Origin of the sequence: Hyphomonas oceanitis, assembly GCF_036964545.1 — a bacterium.
In the GTDB taxonomy this organism is placed as follows: Bacteria; Pseudomonadota; Alphaproteobacteria; order Caulobacterales; family Hyphomonadaceae; genus Hyphomonas; species Hyphomonas oceanitis.
Genome location: NZ_JBALTL010000001.1, coordinates 366,257 through 382,830 on the forward strand (window position 1 = coordinate 366,257; position 16,574 = coordinate 382,830).

A 16,574-nucleotide genomic window follows, 5' to 3' on the forward strand; every position below is an offset into this window, starting at 1 on the left:
ATCATTTATCCTATCCTTTTGTCGTCAGGTCGAGGGTGCGATAGTTGGTAATCTGACCGATACGCACGGCGACAAGCACCTTGGTCCGGCCGGATTTCTTCGCATCCGCGATCGCTTTCTGGAATGCATCCACCGAAGTGGCCGGCGCATTATTGGCTTCAAGGATCACCATGCCGACCTGAAGGCCCGCTTCCTCGAACACGCCCTTGCGGCTCACGTCCGTAATGACGAGGCCGTGCTCACCGCTCTTGAGGCCGAGCTTCTCACGGGTTTCCTCGTCCATCGGCTTGAAAGTGACGCCGAGATCGCCGAGCTCCGTGCTATTGTCTTCAGCGGCCGGGGCTTTCGATCCCGAAGCAGGCACAACACGCGCAGTCAGGTCATCCGGGCGTTCGCCAACCGTCACGCTGACAGTCTTTTTCTTGCCACCGCGCAGGATTTCGAACTTGTTCGAGGTATTGGCGATCAGCTTGCCAACAAGACGCGTCGTGGTCGTGGCATCCTTCACCTTCTGGGTATTGACCGAGAGGATGATGTCGCCGCGCTCAAGACCGCCTTTTTCTGCCGGGCTACCGATGGTGACGTCGGCGATGATTGCACCGGCATCATCCTTCAGCCCCTGGGCCTCGGCCATGTCTTCGGTCAGGTCCTGGATCGCAACACCGAGCCAGCCACGTGACACGCGTCCATCCTTGATGATCGCCTGGGTCACTTCATCGGCCAGCTCTGCCGGAATGGCAAAGCCGATACCGACCGAGCCACCGGTTGGCGAGAAGATTGCCGTGTTGACGCCGATCACGTTGCCATTGAGGTCAAAGGTCGGGCCGCCGGAGTTACCCCGGTTGATCGAGGCATCAATCTGCAGAAAGTCTGTGTAAGGACCGGCGCCAATATCACGACCGTCAGCCGACAGAATACCCGCCGTTGCTGTACCGCCGAGGCCGAACGGGTTGCCGAGCGCCACAACCCAGTCGCCCTTGCGCATCGTGTGCGAGTTGCCGAAGCGAACGTAGGGGTAAACGCCCTTTTCCTTGATGCGCAGCACGGCCAGGTCGGTCTGCGGGTCGGTGCCGACAAGTTCGGCTTCCATCTCGCGCCCGTCCTTGAGCGTCACTTCGATCTCTTTGGCATTCTCGACGACGTGGTTATTGGTCACCACATAGCCATCCTTGGAAATCAGGAAGCCCGACCCGAGCGAACGCGCTTCCTGGGTCTCGGGCTCCGGGTTTTCCTTTTCTTCCTTTTCGCGGTTCTCGAGGAACTCGTCAAAGCCGGGCATGCCGCGGAACTGTTCAAAGAACTGCTCCATGTCGGCCAGCTTGCCCACTTCGCGCTCGCTCACCACGTTCACACTCACAACCGACGGCTCAACCCGTTCGATCAGGTCAGCGAAGCTGAGGGGCGCGCCCTGCGGCGCTTCGATGGCGATGGGCTGTGCGTCCGCGTGCGGGCTGAAGATCTTCGGCGACAGCGTGAACGTGCCTACGGCCGCCGCGCCGAAGACAGCCGCCACCAGGGCTTGTCTCGAAATGCCAAAATTCTTCATTAGTCTCTCCAAGTCACTGAAATTGTGTCGGTTAGCCGAACACTGCCTAGATAAACATGTCCGGGGCAATGTGGTCATTAAAAGACAGTTAGGTAGATTTCATTGGGTTTTCTACCGTTTGCACCCTGGCACCCGCCTCAAGTGTCTGGTGGACCGGGCATTTGTCAGCAATGTCCATCATCCGGGCACGCTGGTCCGCGTCCAGAGCTCCCTCAATTGTGATCGCGCGGTGGAACACATCGATCTTTCGTCCCTCCTCGCAATGCTCGCAATCGTCCGGATAGTCCCTCGTACGGGTGATCGACACGCTCACACGGTCCAGCGGCCAGCCCTTCCTGTCGGCATACATGCGCAGCGTCATGGACGTACAGGCGCCCAGTCCGGCCGCCAGATATTCATAGGGGTCTGCCCCCTTGCCGCCGCCGCCGACGTCAACCGGCTCATCCGCAATCCCCACAAAATCGCCGATGACAATCGCGTTTTCGTATTTTCCGCGCCCCGTTTCCCGCACGAATACGTCGCGCGTGCCACCCGTTTCCTGCGCCGGCATCGCCACGCCAGCCTCGTAGATATAGGGCTCGGCCCACGCTGCGATCATTGTCCCGGCGCGTCTGGCGTCGGCCTGCGAAGTCAGCAAATGATCCGCCTTGTCGAGGCTGATAAAGGATTTCGGGTGCCGCGCGGCCACGAACAGGCCGGTCGCATTTTCGATACCGACCGTTTCATCCAGCGGCGCATGCAGCACCAGAAGCGGCCGCTTCAGGGCGGCAGCCGCCCCGGTCACCTTTGCGCCGCGCACATCTTCCAGGAACTGGCGTTTCAGCCGAAACGGGCGTCCGTCCAGCTCAACCTCCGCCTCGCCTTCTGTCTCGATTTCCTCGACATAGGTGCGGATCGAATGGATCACATGCGCTGCATCCGATGGCGCGCCAATCGTCGCCACAGCCTTCACCTGCGGAATCTCATGCGCCGCCACCACCACTGCAGCCCCGCCCAGCGAATGCCCGATCAGCAATTGCGGCCCGCCATGCCGCTTCTCCAGCCAACCGGCCGCCGCGACCAGATCCTGCACATTGCTCGAGAAGTTCGTGTTCGAAAAATCGCCTTCCGAATGGCCGAGCCCGGTAAAATCGAATCGCAGCACGCCGATGCCCTGCTCCACCAGCGCAGCCGTAATCTCGCGCGCGGCATAGATGTCCTTCGAACAGGTGAAACAGTGCGCAAACAGCGCCCAGGCACGCGGCTCGAATACCGGCTCGTCCAGCCGCGCGGCCAGCATGCTTCCGTCATAACCCGGAAATTCGACGCGATATGATTGGCCCATGTCAGCTCCCTGAATGCTTACAGACACAAGAACTGGGGGAACCCGCCCCCCGGCGCAAGGCCACGGCGCCCGCTCCTGCCTAACGAAACACGCCGCTCAGGCTTGACTTGCACGGCCCGCATGCCGTTCGTGGCACTCAGACTCAATCGCGCGGAACTCTTCGAACTCAGCATGAAGCCCGTCCACGTTCTCGTCGCGATTACACTGCCGCTGATGGTCCTCAGCGCGTGGCTGTTTGCGCCGCCCGGCACCATTCTCCTGTCGCTCAGTTTCGGCGCCCTGCTGATCGCGCTCGCGGCCGTGGACATGGTCACGCTGCGCCTGCCCGACGCGCTGAATTTCACCGTCCTCATCTTTGGCGTCATCATGGTCGCCCTGACGCGGCCGGACCTGTGGCCCCATCACCTCATCGGCGCCGCCGTCGGCTATGGCGCGCTCGTTGCGCTCGAATTGGCCTACAAGCGCCTGCGCGGGCGCGACGGCCTCGGGCGCGGCGATGCGAAACTGCTCGGCGCCATCGGCATGTGGGTTGCCTGGCCGGGCCTTGCGCCCGTCCTGCTCGTTGCTTCCCTGACGGGACTGGTCGCGGCCCTCATTGCCGGCCTCGCAGGCAAGCGCCCCATGGCCTCCGACACGGCCATCGCCTTCGGGCCCTTCATTGCGCTGGCAGGATGGATCGTGTGGCTCGCCAGCCCGCATCTGGGGCTGCTGCAGCTCTATTAAACGTCTTCAGGCGCCACCGGCTCGACTTCGCTTACGCCCGCCTGCCGTCGCCGCGCGACGCCGAACGCAATCAGCCCGCCGACAATCAACAGGCCAAACGGCGCGCCCCACAGAAGCAGCCCGCTAAGACCCTTGCCCGTCGGACGGAACAGCACGAACTCGCCATAGCGGCTCTCAAACCAGTCGCGAACCTCGTCGTCGCTCGCGCCCTCGCCGACCATCGTGCGCACGCGCGCCCGCATGTCCTCGGCAATTGACGCTGACGATTGCGAAATCGGCTCATTCTCGCAGGCCACGCAGCGCAGCTCCCGCATCAGCGACTGCGCCCGCGCCTCCTCGGCCGGGTCGTCGAGGGCCTGCGCCGCACATGTCAGAGCCAGTAAACAGGCGGCGATACTCAGGAACATCCCACGCAGCAAGATCATGCAGGTTTCCTCCGGACAGGCAGCAAGCTGAAAAACGCGCCGAGCCCCATCAACAGAACCCCAAGATACACCAAATCGATCAGCGGATTGAAATACACCCGGAACACCCAGCGCGTCTCGCCGTCCACATCGCGCCGGTCACCCAGCGCCACATAAAGGTCGCCCGTGCCGGTCTTGTGGATCGCCGTCTCGGTCGTCGGCATACGCGCGGCAGGATAATAGCGCTTGGTCGGCGCCATCTCGGCCTTGGCGCTGCCACGCCGCGCCGTGATGTCCGCCTTGTCGGCATACCAGTTCGGCCCCTCGATCGCGCGCACATCCTCCAGCGTGATGTTCCACCCGGCAACCGTGCCCGAGCCACCCGCTGGCAGCGCCAGCGTCGCTTCATAGCGCTGCGTGGTTTCCACCACTGCGCCGATCACGAAAACGCCGAGTCCGATATGCGCCAGCGTCATGCCCCAAACCCGCAACGGCATCCTGAATACACGGCCCCAGGTCACCGCCCGGCGTCGCAATTCCCACACCGAGCCGAACAGCAGCCACACGCCCAGCGCCAGCCCGAAAGCCGCGCCCAGCGGAATGTCCCAAAGGCCCACGCCCAGCGCCATGAACACAGCCACCAGCGCCACACCGCCCGCCGCCCATTTCCACAGCATCGAGAGGTCAGCCTTGGCCCAGCTCCACACCTGAACCACCGGCAGGATCGCCAGCAACGCGGCCAGCATCGGCACAAAAGTCAGCCGGAAATACGGCTCGCCAACGGAAATTGTCCGGCCCGCCGCTTCGGCCATCAGCGGGAACAGCGTGCCCAGCAGAACGGTCAAAGCCGCCACCACAAGCACCACATTGTTCACCGCCAGCGCGCCCTCGCGGCTCAGCATTTGCCACGGCTTGCCACCCTCCAGCTTCGGCGCCCGCAACGCAAACAGGCCGAGCGCAAACGTGCCGTAAACCACCAGCCCGGTCAGCAGCACCATGCCCCGCTTCGGGTCCACCGCGAACGCATGCACGGACGTCAGCACGCCGGAGCGCACAAGGAACGCCCCCATCACCGAGAACAGGAAGGCCAGCACGGCCAGCAGCGCCGTCCAGGCCGCAAAATTCCCGCGCTTCTCCGTCACCGCCACCGAGTGCAGTAGCGCTGCACCGATCAGCCATGGCATCAGCGAGGCATTTTCCACCGGGTCCCAGAACCACCAGCCGCCCCAGCCAAGCTCGTAATAGGCCCAGTAAGAGCCGAGCGCGATGCCGATGGTGAGGGGCACGAAGGCTGCCAGCGCCCAGCGCCGCGCCTCCTTGGCCCACACGCGGTCAATCCGCGCCTCCATCAGGCCCGCCGCCGCCAGCGCGAAGACGAACGAGAAGCCGACATAGCCGAGGTAAAGCATGGGTGGATGGAAGGCGAGCGCCGGGTCCTGCAGGATCGGGTTCAGCCCCGCCCCCTGCAGCGGCGCCGGGTCCAGCCGTAAATAGGGTGAGGAGGCAAAAAGGAGGTAAGACAGCGCGCCCGTCGCAAGCCAGCCCTGCACGCCCAGCGTCCGCGCCTCGAACACGTCGCGCCCCGTGCGCATCCACAGCGCGCCCGCGCCGCCAAAGCCCAGCGTCACGAGGCACCAGAGCGCCATCGAGCCTTCATGGTTTCCCCACGCACCCGCGACCTTGTAGAGCATCGGCTTCAGCGTGTGGGAATTGTTCGCCACCAGCGCCAGCGAGAAGTCCGACCGCGCAAAGGCCACCACAAGCGTCAGGAAAGACAGCGTCATCACGCCAAGCGCCACCAGCGCCGCGCGTCCGGCCAGCGCGCGTGCGCCCATCAGGCCCAGCACGCCCTGCGCCAGCGAGGCGGCCAGCGCCAGGAACGCGGCAAGGTGGCCAAGCTCGATCATCTAGCTGGCGTTCTGGTCCGGGCCAGCGCCCAGCGGGCGCAGCTCACGCGGCTGGTAATTCTCGTCATGCTTGGCCAGCACTTGCCGCGCGGTGAACTTGCCGCTCGCATCAAACGACCCGATCGCCACCACGCCCTGTCCCTCACGGAACAGGTCTGGCGCAATGCCTGTAAAGCTCACGGTGATCGTGTCAGGGCTATTGTCGATAATGGTGAACACCATTTCGCTGCCATCGCCGGGATAGGTCAGCGAGCCGGGCTCGACCCAGCCGCCCACTTTCACGTCCTTGCCGGGCGCAGGCAGGCCTTTTTCGGCCAGCACTTCGGGCGTGTAAAACAGGTTCGCATTCTGCCGCAGGGCAAAGAATGCAAGCGCCGCCGCCGCCAGCAACAGGGCAGCCGCCACGCCAAATGTCCACAATCTGCGGGTCCGGGCTCTCATGACGGCCATCTATACTGGGAACCGCCCGATTTGACAGTGCGGCAGATACAGCAAGCTTCGGCCACCCTCACCTCCCACGCCTCTGGGCGCGGGCCCCTCCTCTCCCAGAGGGACAGGTGTTAGTAGTGTAGAGCTGTAAACCCCTCTCCCTCTGGGAGAGGAGGTGCCCATTGCGCAGCAATGGGAGGTGAGGGCCCTACCCCCTACTGCTCCGCAGGCGCTTCCCGGCCAATCGCATCCAGCATCGGCGCAAAGCGTTCCCGGCGCGGGTCGTCTTCCGGCAGGTTGGCAAACACGGCGCGCATCATCTCTGCCGCCTTGTCCTGATCGCCTGCCTGCGCTGCGCCCATGGCCGCCCACATGCCGGCGCGCACTTCGGTCGGGTCCAACTCATAGGCCCGCGCATAAAGCCGCGCGGCATCTGTGGTCACGCCGCCGCCATCCAGTTCCACCAGCACATCAGCGAGGCCAATCAGCGCCGGCACATAGGTGCCGTCCCGCCGCAGCGCAGACTGGAAGGCCCGCGCCGCATCGTCCGGCCGGTTCTGCTGGCGCATGATCACACCGATATAATATTGCGGCTCCGGCGCGTCGGGCTGGTCGATGGAGGTCTGCTCCAGCCGCGCCAGCGTCTCGGCGGGCGTCAGCGTTTCCGGCGCCGTGCGGATTTTCTCCATGATCTCGGCCTGGCGTTCCTTCATCGGCAGGTCGCCCATGCCCGGCCGCCCGAACACGGCATAGCCAGCGATGCCCAGCACGAGGCAAACCCCCACGATAATTGCCTGCAACCGTGTCATGATTTCGGAAACCTCAACCTTGCCTGAAGGCCGCCCATCTGGCTCTCGCCCAGTTCAAGGCTGCCCTTGTGCAACTCCGCCAGCTCCGCAACGATGGACAGGCCAAGGCCCGTGCCCGGCGTCGTCTCGTCCAGCCGCACGCCGCGCTTCATCGCGCCTTCGCGCGCTTCGGGCGGCAGGCCGGGGCCGTCATCCTCGACATCAATGACCAATGCCTCGGCGCTGTCGGAAATGCGCACACACACCTCCGCCTTCGCCCACTTGCAGGCATTGTCCATCAGGTTGCCGATCATTTCCTCGAAATCCTGCTTCTCGCCGCGGAACACTGCGCCTGCGCCATCCTCGACGCTGACATTCACGCCCTTCGCATCGAAGAGCCGGTTCAGCAAGCGCGCCAGGGCCTCAACCACCTGCGTCACATCGGTGCGTGCGCCCAGCGTCTCGGCCCGCGCCGCCATCCGCGCCCGCTTCAGGTAATGCTCGACATTCGCGTGCATGGACTCGGTCTGGCGCCGCACGACATCATCCAGCTGCGTCTCGCCCTTCGCCTCATTGCGCAGCACGGCGAGCGGCGTTTTCAGCGCATGCGCAAGGTTACCCACATGCGTGCGCGCGCGCTCCACCACGACGCGGTTATGCCCGATCAGCTTGTTCAGCTCCTCGGTCAGCGGGCGCACTTCGATGGGGTAGCCGTCGCGCAGCGTCTGGCGATTGCCTTCGCGGATGTCTGCAATGTCGCGCTCGATCCGCTTCAGCGGCTGCAGCGAAAATCGGATGCCCGCCACCATGGCCGCAAACACGCCGCCAAACAGCGCAATCATCGTGCCGAACAACATGTTGCGGAAGCGCGTCGCGGCGGCATCATTCGGTGTCCGGTCGGCCGCCGCCACAAGTATAAGCGGCGTCTCGCGGTTCTCCACAAGAATCGCCTTGGCCGCAGAGCGCACCTTCTGGTCAGCCGGCCCGGCATAATCATCAAATTGTGTCGTGCCCGGGTCGGCCACCGCGCGGCGTATCTGGATCTCGGTCACCGGCACCGGTTCATCCCAGAGGCTCTTTGAGCGGAAGTCGCCGGAGATCGTCAGGTCCGGCGTCAGGCCGACAACGGCCCAGTACTGGCCGGAATACTGCGTCTGGAAACGCGCATCGCTGGTCAGGAACTGGCGCTCGGTATCGGTCACCCGGCCATCGGCCAGGAAGGCCTCCTCGCGGGTCATCTCGCGCGTCAGTGTCACCAGCGTCTGGTCGAGGTCTTCTTCCAGCAGGGTCAGCGTCTGGGCGCGGTAGAGCGCCGACAGGGCCAGCGCCCCGCCGATCAGCACCACGAAACCCCAGATCGCCGCCGCAATCATGATCCGCCGGGCGAGCGAAACGCTCGACCAGCGGTCAAGGAAACGGGGCTTGGGTGTGTCGGCTGCGTCCATTCAAACGGTCTGGCACGGCAGGCGCCTAGCCTGCAACGCGCGCCTCGTTTTCCGGCACGATCAGGCGATAGCCAAGGCCGCGCTCGGTCTGGATCCGGTCAACGCCGATCTTGCGGCGCAGGCGCCCGATGAACACTTCGATCGTGTTCGAATCGCGGTCGAAATCCTGATCGTAGATATGCTCGACCAGTTCCGTGCGCGGCACGACCCGGCCCTGATGATGCATCAGGTAGGACAGCACACGGTATTCATGCGCGGTCAGCTTGATCGGTTCGCCATTGACCATGGCTCGCGCGGCGCGCGTATCGACCATCAGCTTGCCGGCTTCCAGCGTCGCCGCCGAATGGCCCGCAGCCCGGCGCAGCAGCGCGCGCAGGCGTGCCAGCAATTCCTCGGTCACAAAGGGTTTCGACAGGTAATCGTCGGCGCCGGCATCAAAGCCTGCCACCTTCTCGCTCCACTGGTCGCGAGCGGTCAGGATCAGCACGGGGAAGGATTTCCCGTCCGCGCGCCATTTCTTCAGGATGCTGACACCGTCCATTTTCGGCAGGCCCAGGTCCAGGATCACGGCATCATAGGGCTCGGTATCGCCAAGGAAGTGCCCATCCTCGCCATCCGCAGCCAGATCGACCGCATAGCCCGATTGCGACAGCACGTCTGCCAACTGGCGGCGCAGGTCGTTATCGTCTTCAACTACCAGGATACGCATGAAAAATACCTTCCGTAGAACGGGTTAACACGATTTAGCCGCCGCGACGATCCGTGATCGCGCCAGACTGGGCGTCAACGATAAAGCGCATTTTGCGCCCATCTTCGGTCATCCAGTCAATATGATATTCGGCGCCGCCACCCTGCTTGGACACAAGGTCTGCGCCCAGCTGGTAGCCGCCATATTGCTGCTTCAGCATGCCAAATATCCGGCTCAGCGGCACGGTCTTGCCATTGCGCACGGCATCGCGCGCCTGATTGGGCGAAAAGGAATCGCCCCAGCCCTGCGCGGTGGCAGGTCCGGCAGACAGCATCGCAATGGCTGCAAGAGAGGCAAGAATCCGCTTCATGGGCCCAGCGTATAGGTCCAAAGCCCTGAATGTGAAGTGAACGTCTGAAATCAGTTTTGTTCAGGATTACGCCGCCTCCGGCCCGGAAATCGCCCCAGGCGCGACTCGCGCCGGCCGGGGCCTGGTGCCTTGAGGTCAATCAGCCTTGGTCTGTTTCTGCGCCTGCAGCGTCACCAGCCAGCCTGGCGTGCTGTTCCGCCCGCCGCCAAACCCGGCATAGTGCATCTCCACATAGAGCGGGTCGGCGATAAAATCGCCCACCTGCTCCTCGGGCTCGACCGGCTTGAAGACCGTCTTGCCATACACCTCATACTGCGAATCCTCGGTGTCCGCCGCGAAGGTCCAGGCATCCCCCAGGCACGCCTTCACAGTGCCAACGGCACCCTCATAGGCCGCTTCGGCCAGCTTGCCGTCCGCATCCTTGTCCATGGTTCCCGCCTCGAACAGGTCGCAGGTATAGATATGGATATTCGTGTCGCCACCAAAGAAGCCGCGCATGACGCTCACCCGGCAGGCACTATCGTCAAAGGTCGCGTTGGATTCCCAGGCATCCGGCAGCGGGCTGTCGCCCAGCATACGTTGTTCGCCCCGCAGGCTGGTAAATGGCTCGGCCTCGGCGCGTGCCGCAATGATGGTTGAAATCGCCGCGCAAGGGTCTTTCTCCCCGGCTGCCTCTCCTTGTCCGCACGCGGCCAGCGCCGCCAGCGGCAGCAACAACATGTATCGTTTCATCTTATCCCCACAGGTCTGCATCTCGGTCACACCCTAGAGCCAGACGGCCCTGCATTCATCCCCCCCGAGGGGGGTGCCAGACCGATCTGCGGCCTCTTATCCGTCCGTTTTCTCGAGAACTGCGATCTCACGCACTTAAAACACGCTGTAGTGGAACGAATACACGCGCCTGCGCATAGGTGATGCACGCGAAGAAAGCACAAAATGTCTATAGTTTTCAATTCATTAACAAAACACCACGATTTTATGCATATGGTGATTGCCGTGCTTGTGCTCGGCTTCAGCCTTGTCTGCGCCCTGTTGGTGTTTCAGCGCGGCATGATCGACCGCAGCGAAACGGGCAGTCGCCGCTGGATCATCGCCGCAGGCATCGTGACCGGTCTGGGTGTCTGGGCCACGCACTTCATCGCCCTGCTTGGTTACAAGCCGGGCTTCCCGGTCACGTTCGATGTCTTCGTGACCCTCATGTCAGCGCTGGTCGCCGTGATCGGACTCACGGTCGCAACGGCGGTTGCCAGCAATAGCGGCACCGCCGCTCGCAAGCTCAGTGCAGCGCTCCTCGGCTCAGGCACGGTCATCGTGATGCACTATTTCGGCATGACGGCGATGAAAGACAGTGTCGAGATCGCCTATGATCCGCGCCTCGTCCTTCTTTCCATCGTATTCTGCGGCGGCTTCTACACCCTCGCCTACAGCTTCCGCCTCAGCACACTTCCAGTCGTGCGCAATGTGGTGAGCTGGGCCTGCGCCATGCTCGCCATTCTTGGCCTTCACTTCATCGGCACCGCCGCCCTGACCATGACGCCGCTCGCCGCAATACCTGACACTGGCTGGCTGATGGGCGCTGGCGCCCTGAGCGTCGTCATCGCCACCAGCATCTGCCTCATCCTGATGTTTGCCGCGCTCGCCGCCGGCCTCGACTCGCTTGTCGTCCAGATGCGCAACATTGAATCGCGCAAGCTGTCGGCCCTGGCGGATTCCTCGCAGGAGGCGCTCTTCATGGTGTCCGCAAACGGCAAGGTCATCCAGGCGAACATGGCCGCCGAAACCATGCTCGGCATCCCGCGCGACGACATGCAGGGCACCAACATTTTCGACATCCTCCAGCTCAACGACCTCGACAATTACGCCGATGGCAAAGACAGGCTCCTCGCCGAGCATGTCATTCACATCTCCGGCGGCCATGACGTGACCGTGGAAATCACCACCCGCGCCATGCAGGACTCTGAAGCCGGCTTCACCGTTTTTGCCGTGCGCGACCTCACGCGCCAGCTACGCCAGGAAGCCAAGGTCCGCGCTCTGGCCTATCGCGACACCCTGACCGGCCTTCCAAACCGCGCCGCCTTCAACATGGCACTCGAAGCCGCCATCCGCGACAAACCCTATGCCTGCGCCGACCTCACTGTCTTCATCATCGACGTTGATGAATTCAAGGAAGTGAACGACCAGTTCGGCCATTCCACCGGCGACAGCCTGCTGAAAATTGCCGGCCGCCGGATCTCCGGCTGCCTGTCGCCTGCCGACATGGTCGCTCGCCTCGGCGGCGACGAGTTCGCCATCATCCTTCGCGGCCGCTCCAGCATCCACCAGATCAAATGGACCGCCAACAAGATCCTCAAGGCCTTTGCGACACCCATCACGCTCGGCACGCGCAGCCTGTCGATGGGCGCCAGCATCGGCATCGCGCTTGCCGAACCCGAAGCCACCGGAACGGCGCGTGTGCTCAACGCTGCCGACCGCGCCCTTTATGCCGCCAAGGAAGCGGGCCGAGGCTGCTTCCGTGTCTATGATGCCGCCCTGCATGAAGTGCACGAGCAGAAGCGCGACCTCGAAACCGCCCTGCATGACGCCATCGAGGGCGATCAGTTCGTCCTCCACTTCCAGCCCAAAGTGTGCAGCCATACGCGTGCAATCGTGGGCCGCGAAGCGCTCATCCGCTGGAACCGCCCCGGGCGCGGCATGGTCTATCCCGACAATTTCATTCCGGTTGCGGAGCAAAGCCTCCTGATCAACGATATCGGCCGCTGGACAATCCGTGCCGCCTGCGAAGCTGCCATCGAATGGGACGCAAACGAGACCGTCGCGGTCAACCTGTCCGCCCGCCAGTTCCTCGATCCGGACCTTGTGGAAGACATACGCAACATCTTGCACGAGACGGGCCTCAATCCCTCACGTCTTGAACTCGAGATTACGGAGACGGCGCTCATCCTCAACAAGCAGCTCGCCGCAACCATCCTGATGCAACTGAAGGCGATTGGCATCAAGATCGCCCTTGATGATTTCGGCACGGGCTACTCGTCCATGAGCTATGTCCAGTCTTTCCCGTTCGACCGGCTCAAGATCGACCGCTCCTTCGTGGCGGCCATGAATGGCGACCGCAAGTCGCGCGCGATCGTTGAAGCGATCATTAGCCTTGCTCATTCGCTCGACATTCCGGTCGTTGCCGAGGGCGTCGAGACAGAGGAGCAGGCCAGCCTGCTGCGAAGCCTTCTGTGTGAGGAGATTCAGGGCTTCCTGATCGCCCGTCCGGAACCCTTCATCTCGTCGGACCAGGCCGACCCGAAATCCGCCAGATCCCTCGCGTCGCTCTCAGCCGCCTGATCTGACAGGTCTCAGGCCTTGCCTTCGGCCCATTTCTTCAGGCCGGGGTCGGCGGGGTCATCCAGCATGATCTTCAGCTTGGCATAGAGGTTGCCCGGCGTGCTCGTCTGCACGCCCTTGCCGCGCAGGCGCAGCGTCGCATCCGTATTCGATCCCGCCGGCACTTTCAGCGTCACCGGGCCGGACGGCGTCTTCACTTCCACGCTGCCCCCCAGAACCGCCGTCTTCAGGCTGATCGGCACGCTCATGCGCAAATCCTTGCCATCACGTTGCCAGACAGTGCTCGGGCGCACTTCCACTTCCAGCAGCGCGTCGCCCGGCGCCCCACCATTCGGCGAAGGCTGGCCCTGGCTTTTGAGGCGCAGCGTCTGGCCGGAATCGATGCCAGCCGGGATGTTCACGTCCAGCGCCGTGCCGTCCGCCATGGTCATCCGGCGCCGCGCGCCTGCCACGGAATCCTCGAACGAAATCTCTACGCGGTAGCGGATATCGCGGCCCTTTTGCGGGCCCGGATTCCGCCTGCGTCCGCCGCCTCCGAACATGCCGCCCAGAATGTCCTCGAACGGGTCGCCCTGCGCGCCGTCAAACGGATTGCCGCCGCCGCGCGTCTGCCAGCGCGCCCCGCCGCCGCCCGGAAAGCCGCCACCCCCGCCGCCGGGATAGCCCCCGCCAAAGCCTGCAGGGTTGCCATCGCCGTCAATCTCGCCGCGGTCGAACTTCGCCTTCTTCTCCTTGTCGCCCAGGATATCCCACGCCTGCGACACCCGCTTGAACTCCTCCATCTTGGCATTGTCATCGGGATGAAGGTCAGGGTGCAGGGCTTTCGCCTTGTTGCGATAGGCTTTTTTGATCTCGGCCTCGCTCGCTGTGCGGGGAACGCCGAGCACGCTATAGGGATCTAGGGCCAAGGGCGGTTATTCCTCTAAATAAGGTGAAATCACTGTCGCCCCAGAGTTAGGATGTTCCGGCGCCGATTGAAACCCATGGACCCACACGGCCATCAGCGCCAGTCTCCGCCACCCGTGCGGAAGCCACGCCCGGTGCCAGCGTTGCCGAGGGCACGGCCACCTCAAACCGCCCCCCAAAGCCGCTCCCTGTGTCCACCTCCACGGCAAACCGCCCCGCATTGGCCGCCTCTGGAAACGCCCAGCTCGTCGTCACGTCCGCCCCGCGCCGCGCCCAGTCCAGCAGGTCGCCCCGCCGCCGCAGGTGCGCCACGCGCCATGGCAGGCCGCCTTTGTCCTCGAACGCAAACGCCTGCGCCGCCTCATCCCTCGCCGCCCGCCAGCCGCGCCCGCGCCGCCGCGATCAGCGCCGTCACCAGCGCGTCCTCGCCATCCGTCCCGATGCGCAGATAGTCCTTCGCCGCATCAAGGGACAAAGCTTCCCCGTCCGGCGGTGTCATCACCGTCAGTGTCATTTGAAATTCCTGTTATATATCCGGCCTCTATCCGGCCGTTTGCTTTTGGTTCAGCACTTGCAGTCTATAACCCCGTCCAGTCCCTCTATCCGGAGCCACCCTTGTCCCTTCGCGTCACCCTTCTCGCCACCGCCCTCATCGCCCTGCCTGCCACCGCGCAGAGCACGGACTATATGAACGGCTACTACCAGCGCGGTGTGGAATCCGGTGTCACGCCCGAAAACCCGTCCGACATGGTCCGCTGCGCCTCCTACTGGGCCGTCTGGTCGCAAAGCGCTGGCCAGGACTGGGACGCCGCCTTTATGGAGCGCCTCAGCCCGGACCTGCGCCCCGCCGAAAGCGAACTCGCCGCCGGCTACTGGGCCCAGATGGCCTCGGACCGCTTCGAGGATGAGACAGGCGACAGTGCCCGCTTCGAAGAAGAAGTCGACATGGCCACCCCCATCGCCCTCAAGGCCTATTCAGACCTGCGCACCGCCCCCGACGCCCGCGACCGCTACCACATGTTCCGCGTCCTCGGCGCCTGCCACCTCACGTTTGAATAGCCCCTTATCTTCCCCCGCTTGCGGGGGAAGTGGGCCGGACGCGCCAGCGGCCGGGTCGAAGGGGCTCCCCCCTCCGCCCTTCGGGCACCTCCCCCGCAAGCGGGGGAGGATAAGCCTAGACCAGCGCCGTCAGCTTGCTGATGATCATCCCACCCACCGGCAGGCCCACCTGACGCACCAGCTCGTCATCAATCGCCGTCTCGGTCGACTTGATCAGCGTCGCCAGGGCCTCCGCCGCCTTGGTCGTAAACTCCTCCTGCTGCGGCTTGGTCAGCAGCGCGGCCTGACGGATCAGGGCAATGATTACGGATTCAATCATGTATTTCTCCTTGGTTTGAAAGCAGTATCTCTTCATCTTCCCCCGCCTGCGGGGGAAGTGGCCCGGACGCGCCAGCGGCCGGGTCGATGGGGGCACTTCCCCCTCCGCCCTGTTGGGCACCTCCCCCGCGAACGGGGGAGGATCGCAAGGCGCTAGAACACCATCGCCTTGATCGCATCGAAGTTCTGAACCCCGCCGCCCACACGTTTCGTCGTGTAGAACAGCACATAGGGCTTGGCCGAATACGGGTCGCGCAGCACACGCGCGCCCTGCCTGTCAGCAATCAGGTAACCGCGCCGGAAGTCCCCGAACGCAATCGCCGCATTGCCCGTGCCGATGTCCGGCATGTCTTCCACTTCGGTCACCGGATAGCCCATCACGGTCGCCGGCTCGCCGCCATTTCCGGGCTGCCACAGGTAGCGTCCGTCGCCATCCTTCAGCTTGCGGACGGCTGACACCGTGCGCCGATTCATCACAAAACGGGCCCCGGCCCGGAACTGCGATTTCGGCGTATAGATCAGGTCGATGATCTGGTCGGCCGCGTCATCGGCCGTAAAGTCCCCCGCAACAGACCCGATCTTGCCCCAGACATGGCTGCCCTCGGCAACGATCTCATAGTCGAGAAAGCCCCTCGGCTTGCCGCTCCCGTCGCCCGAAACAAAGGCCGCCGATTCCTGCGCCGCAAAGGCGCTCTCCACCTCGTCGGCCAGCCAGGCGTCGACATCGGCATAGGAATCCTCCAGCAAGGCCTGCGTCGCCGCCGGCATCGCGTAAAGTTCCCCCGCCGGGAATTCCAGCAGCGCCAGCCCGTTCGTCGCTGTCTCCGGCCGCGCCGCCGTCTCACCCACCCAGCTTGCCGCCGCGCCAAGGCCCACCGGCTTGCGGAACACGCCCGCAGAGGTCTGCCGCACCGTCGCAATCGCACGCATCGGGCTTGCCGCCATCAGCCGCGCCTCAATCAGGCGGTCCAGCTCCGGCGGCGCCACATAGCCGCCCTGCGCATCGCTGCCCGTGTTCAGGCCCTTCGTATCCAGCCGCGAAATGCCGCTATCATCGCCCGTGCGCAGGTAACGCCCCCAGGCCTCGCTGCGCGCATCATCTTCACGCGTGCCTTGCGCAGGCAGGGCCTCCGGCCGCGCCATCTTCAGGCTCAGGGCCTCCAGCTGCCGGTCAATCCGGCTAAGGCGCTCATCCGTCAGCGGATCGCTCGCCCCTTTCGCTTCGATCTCGCCGAGCCGCGCATCATTCGCCTGCCGGAAGGCCTCGAACGCCGCCATCATCTCGGCCACTTCCGGCTTCGGCCCCGCCATTTTCGTTTCCTTGGTCATTCACT

18 protein-coding genes are annotated in these 16,574 nt (G+C 63.9%); 3 read left to right on the forward strand and 15 right to left on the reverse strand.

Annotated elements, in window-relative coordinates:
* Positions 1–10 precede the first annotated feature (10 nt).
* Both V7651_RS01910 and V7651_RS01915 read right to left on the reverse strand, forming a co-directional pair.
* Positions 11–1,546, reverse strand: coding sequence for a Do family serine endopeptidase (locus V7651_RS01910; RefSeq protein WP_035537316.1), 1,536 nt, complete (start codon positions 1,544–1,546; stop codon positions 11–13).
* Between the two features lie 88 nt (positions 1,547–1,634).
* A complete protein-coding gene (locus tag V7651_RS01915) occupies positions 1,635–2,870 on the reverse strand; it encodes a bifunctional alpha/beta hydrolase/OsmC family protein (RefSeq protein ID WP_335612002.1) in 1,236 nt (411 codons plus the stop codon).
* A gap of 129 nt (positions 2,871–2,999) precedes the next feature.
* Between V7651_RS01915 and V7651_RS01920 the strand changes: the two genes are divergently transcribed.
* Positions 3,000–3,593: a prepilin peptidase gene (locus V7651_RS01920; protein WP_335592199.1), complete on the forward strand. Its 594-nt coding sequence runs from the start codon at positions 3,000–3,002 to the stop codon at positions 3,591–3,593.
* Here V7651_RS01920 and V7651_RS01925 read toward each other — a convergent pair.
* From V7651_RS01925 to V7651_RS01960, 8 genes are all read right to left on the reverse strand, one after another.
* A complete protein-coding gene (locus V7651_RS01925; protein WP_335612003.1) occupies positions 3,590–4,018 on the reverse strand; it encodes a cytochrome c-type biogenesis protein in 429 nt (142 codons plus the stop codon). The two genes, V7651_RS01920 and V7651_RS01925, sit on opposite strands and share 4 nt — an antisense overlap.
* A complete protein-coding gene (locus tag V7651_RS01930) occupies positions 4,015–5,904 on the reverse strand; it encodes a heme lyase CcmF/NrfE family subunit (protein WP_335612004.1) in 1,890 nt (629 codons plus the stop codon). The genes V7651_RS01925 and V7651_RS01930 overlap by 4 nt, the downstream gene beginning before the upstream one ends.
* On the reverse strand, positions 5,905–6,345 hold the full coding sequence (locus tag V7651_RS01935) for a cytochrome c maturation protein CcmE (protein WP_335612005.1): 441 nt from the start codon (positions 6,343–6,345) through the stop codon (positions 5,905–5,907). It lies immediately after the preceding gene.
* A 203-nt stretch (positions 6,346–6,548) separates the two neighbouring features.
* Positions 6,549–7,142, reverse strand: a complete 594-nt coding sequence (locus tag V7651_RS01940) for a tetratricopeptide repeat protein (protein ID WP_335612006.1) — start codon at positions 7,140–7,142, stop codon at positions 6,549–6,551.
* Positions 7,139–8,566, reverse strand: a complete 1,428-nt coding sequence (locus V7651_RS01945) for an ATP-binding protein (RefSeq protein ID WP_335612007.1) — start codon at positions 8,564–8,566, stop codon at positions 7,139–7,141. Before V7651_RS01945 ends, V7651_RS01940 begins: the two co-directional genes overlap by 4 nt.
* Positions 8,567–8,591: 25 nt before the next feature.
* Complete coding sequence (locus V7651_RS01950; protein WP_034738975.1) at positions 8,592–9,275, reverse strand: response regulator transcription factor; 684 nt, start codon at positions 9,273–9,275, stop codon at positions 8,592–8,594.
* A gap of 34 nt (positions 9,276–9,309) precedes the next feature.
* Positions 9,310–9,624 (reverse strand): PepSY domain-containing protein, encoded by a 315-nt coding sequence (locus V7651_RS01955; RefSeq protein WP_335612008.1) that lies wholly within the window; start codon positions 9,622–9,624, stop codon positions 9,310–9,312.
* A 135-nt stretch (positions 9,625–9,759) separates the two neighbouring features.
* Positions 9,760–10,356 carry a hypothetical protein gene (locus tag V7651_RS01960; RefSeq protein ID WP_335612009.1) on the reverse strand — a complete coding sequence of 199 codons (597 nt, stop codon included), beginning with the start codon at positions 10,354–10,356 and terminating at the stop codon, positions 9,760–9,762.
* 246 nt (positions 10,357–10,602) lie between these two features.
* Here V7651_RS01960 and V7651_RS01965 point away from each other — a divergent pair, with 246 nt between their 5' ends.
* Positions 10,603–12,957, forward strand: coding sequence for a bifunctional diguanylate cyclase/phosphodiesterase (locus V7651_RS01965; protein ID WP_335612010.1), 2,355 nt, complete (start codon positions 10,603–10,605; stop codon positions 12,955–12,957).
* Positions 12,958–12,968: 11 nt separating this feature from the next.
* On the opposite strand, the gene V7651_RS01970 is transcribed toward V7651_RS01965, so the two are convergent.
* From V7651_RS01970 to V7651_RS01980, 3 genes are read right to left on the reverse strand one after another with little or no spacing between them, the layout of a single operon-like run.
* Positions 12,969–13,865 carry a DnaJ C-terminal domain-containing protein gene (locus V7651_RS01970; protein WP_035537306.1) on the reverse strand — a complete coding sequence of 299 codons (897 nt, stop codon included), beginning with the start codon at positions 13,863–13,865 and terminating at the stop codon, positions 12,969–12,971.
* A 46-nt stretch (positions 13,866–13,911) separates the two neighbouring features.
* Complete coding sequence (locus V7651_RS01975; protein WP_335612011.1) at positions 13,912–14,175, reverse strand: hypothetical protein; 264 nt, start codon at positions 14,173–14,175, stop codon at positions 13,912–13,914.
* Positions 14,176–14,224: 49 nt separating this feature from the next.
* Positions 14,225–14,377, reverse strand: a complete 153-nt coding sequence (locus tag V7651_RS01980; protein WP_335612012.1) for a hypothetical protein — start codon at positions 14,375–14,377, stop codon at positions 14,225–14,227.
* Positions 14,378–14,478: 101 nt separating this feature from the next.
* On the opposite strand from V7651_RS01980, the gene V7651_RS01985 reads away from it, so the two are divergent.
* On the forward strand, positions 14,479–14,922 hold the full coding sequence (locus tag V7651_RS01985; protein WP_335612013.1) for a hypothetical protein: 444 nt from the start codon (positions 14,479–14,481) through the stop codon (positions 14,920–14,922).
* 115 nt (positions 14,923–15,037) lie between these two features.
* On the opposite strand, the gene V7651_RS01990 is transcribed toward V7651_RS01985, so the two are convergent.
* Positions 15,038–15,241 (reverse strand): hypothetical protein, encoded by a 204-nt coding sequence (locus V7651_RS01990; protein WP_035537293.1) that lies wholly within the window; start codon positions 15,239–15,241, stop codon positions 15,038–15,040.
* 152 nt (positions 15,242–15,393) lie between these two features.
* Positions 15,394–16,569: a phage major capsid protein gene (locus V7651_RS01995; RefSeq protein ID WP_335612014.1), complete on the reverse strand. Its 1,176-nt coding sequence runs from the start codon at positions 16,567–16,569 to the stop codon at positions 15,394–15,396.
* Positions 16,570–16,574: the final 5 nt, after the last annotated feature.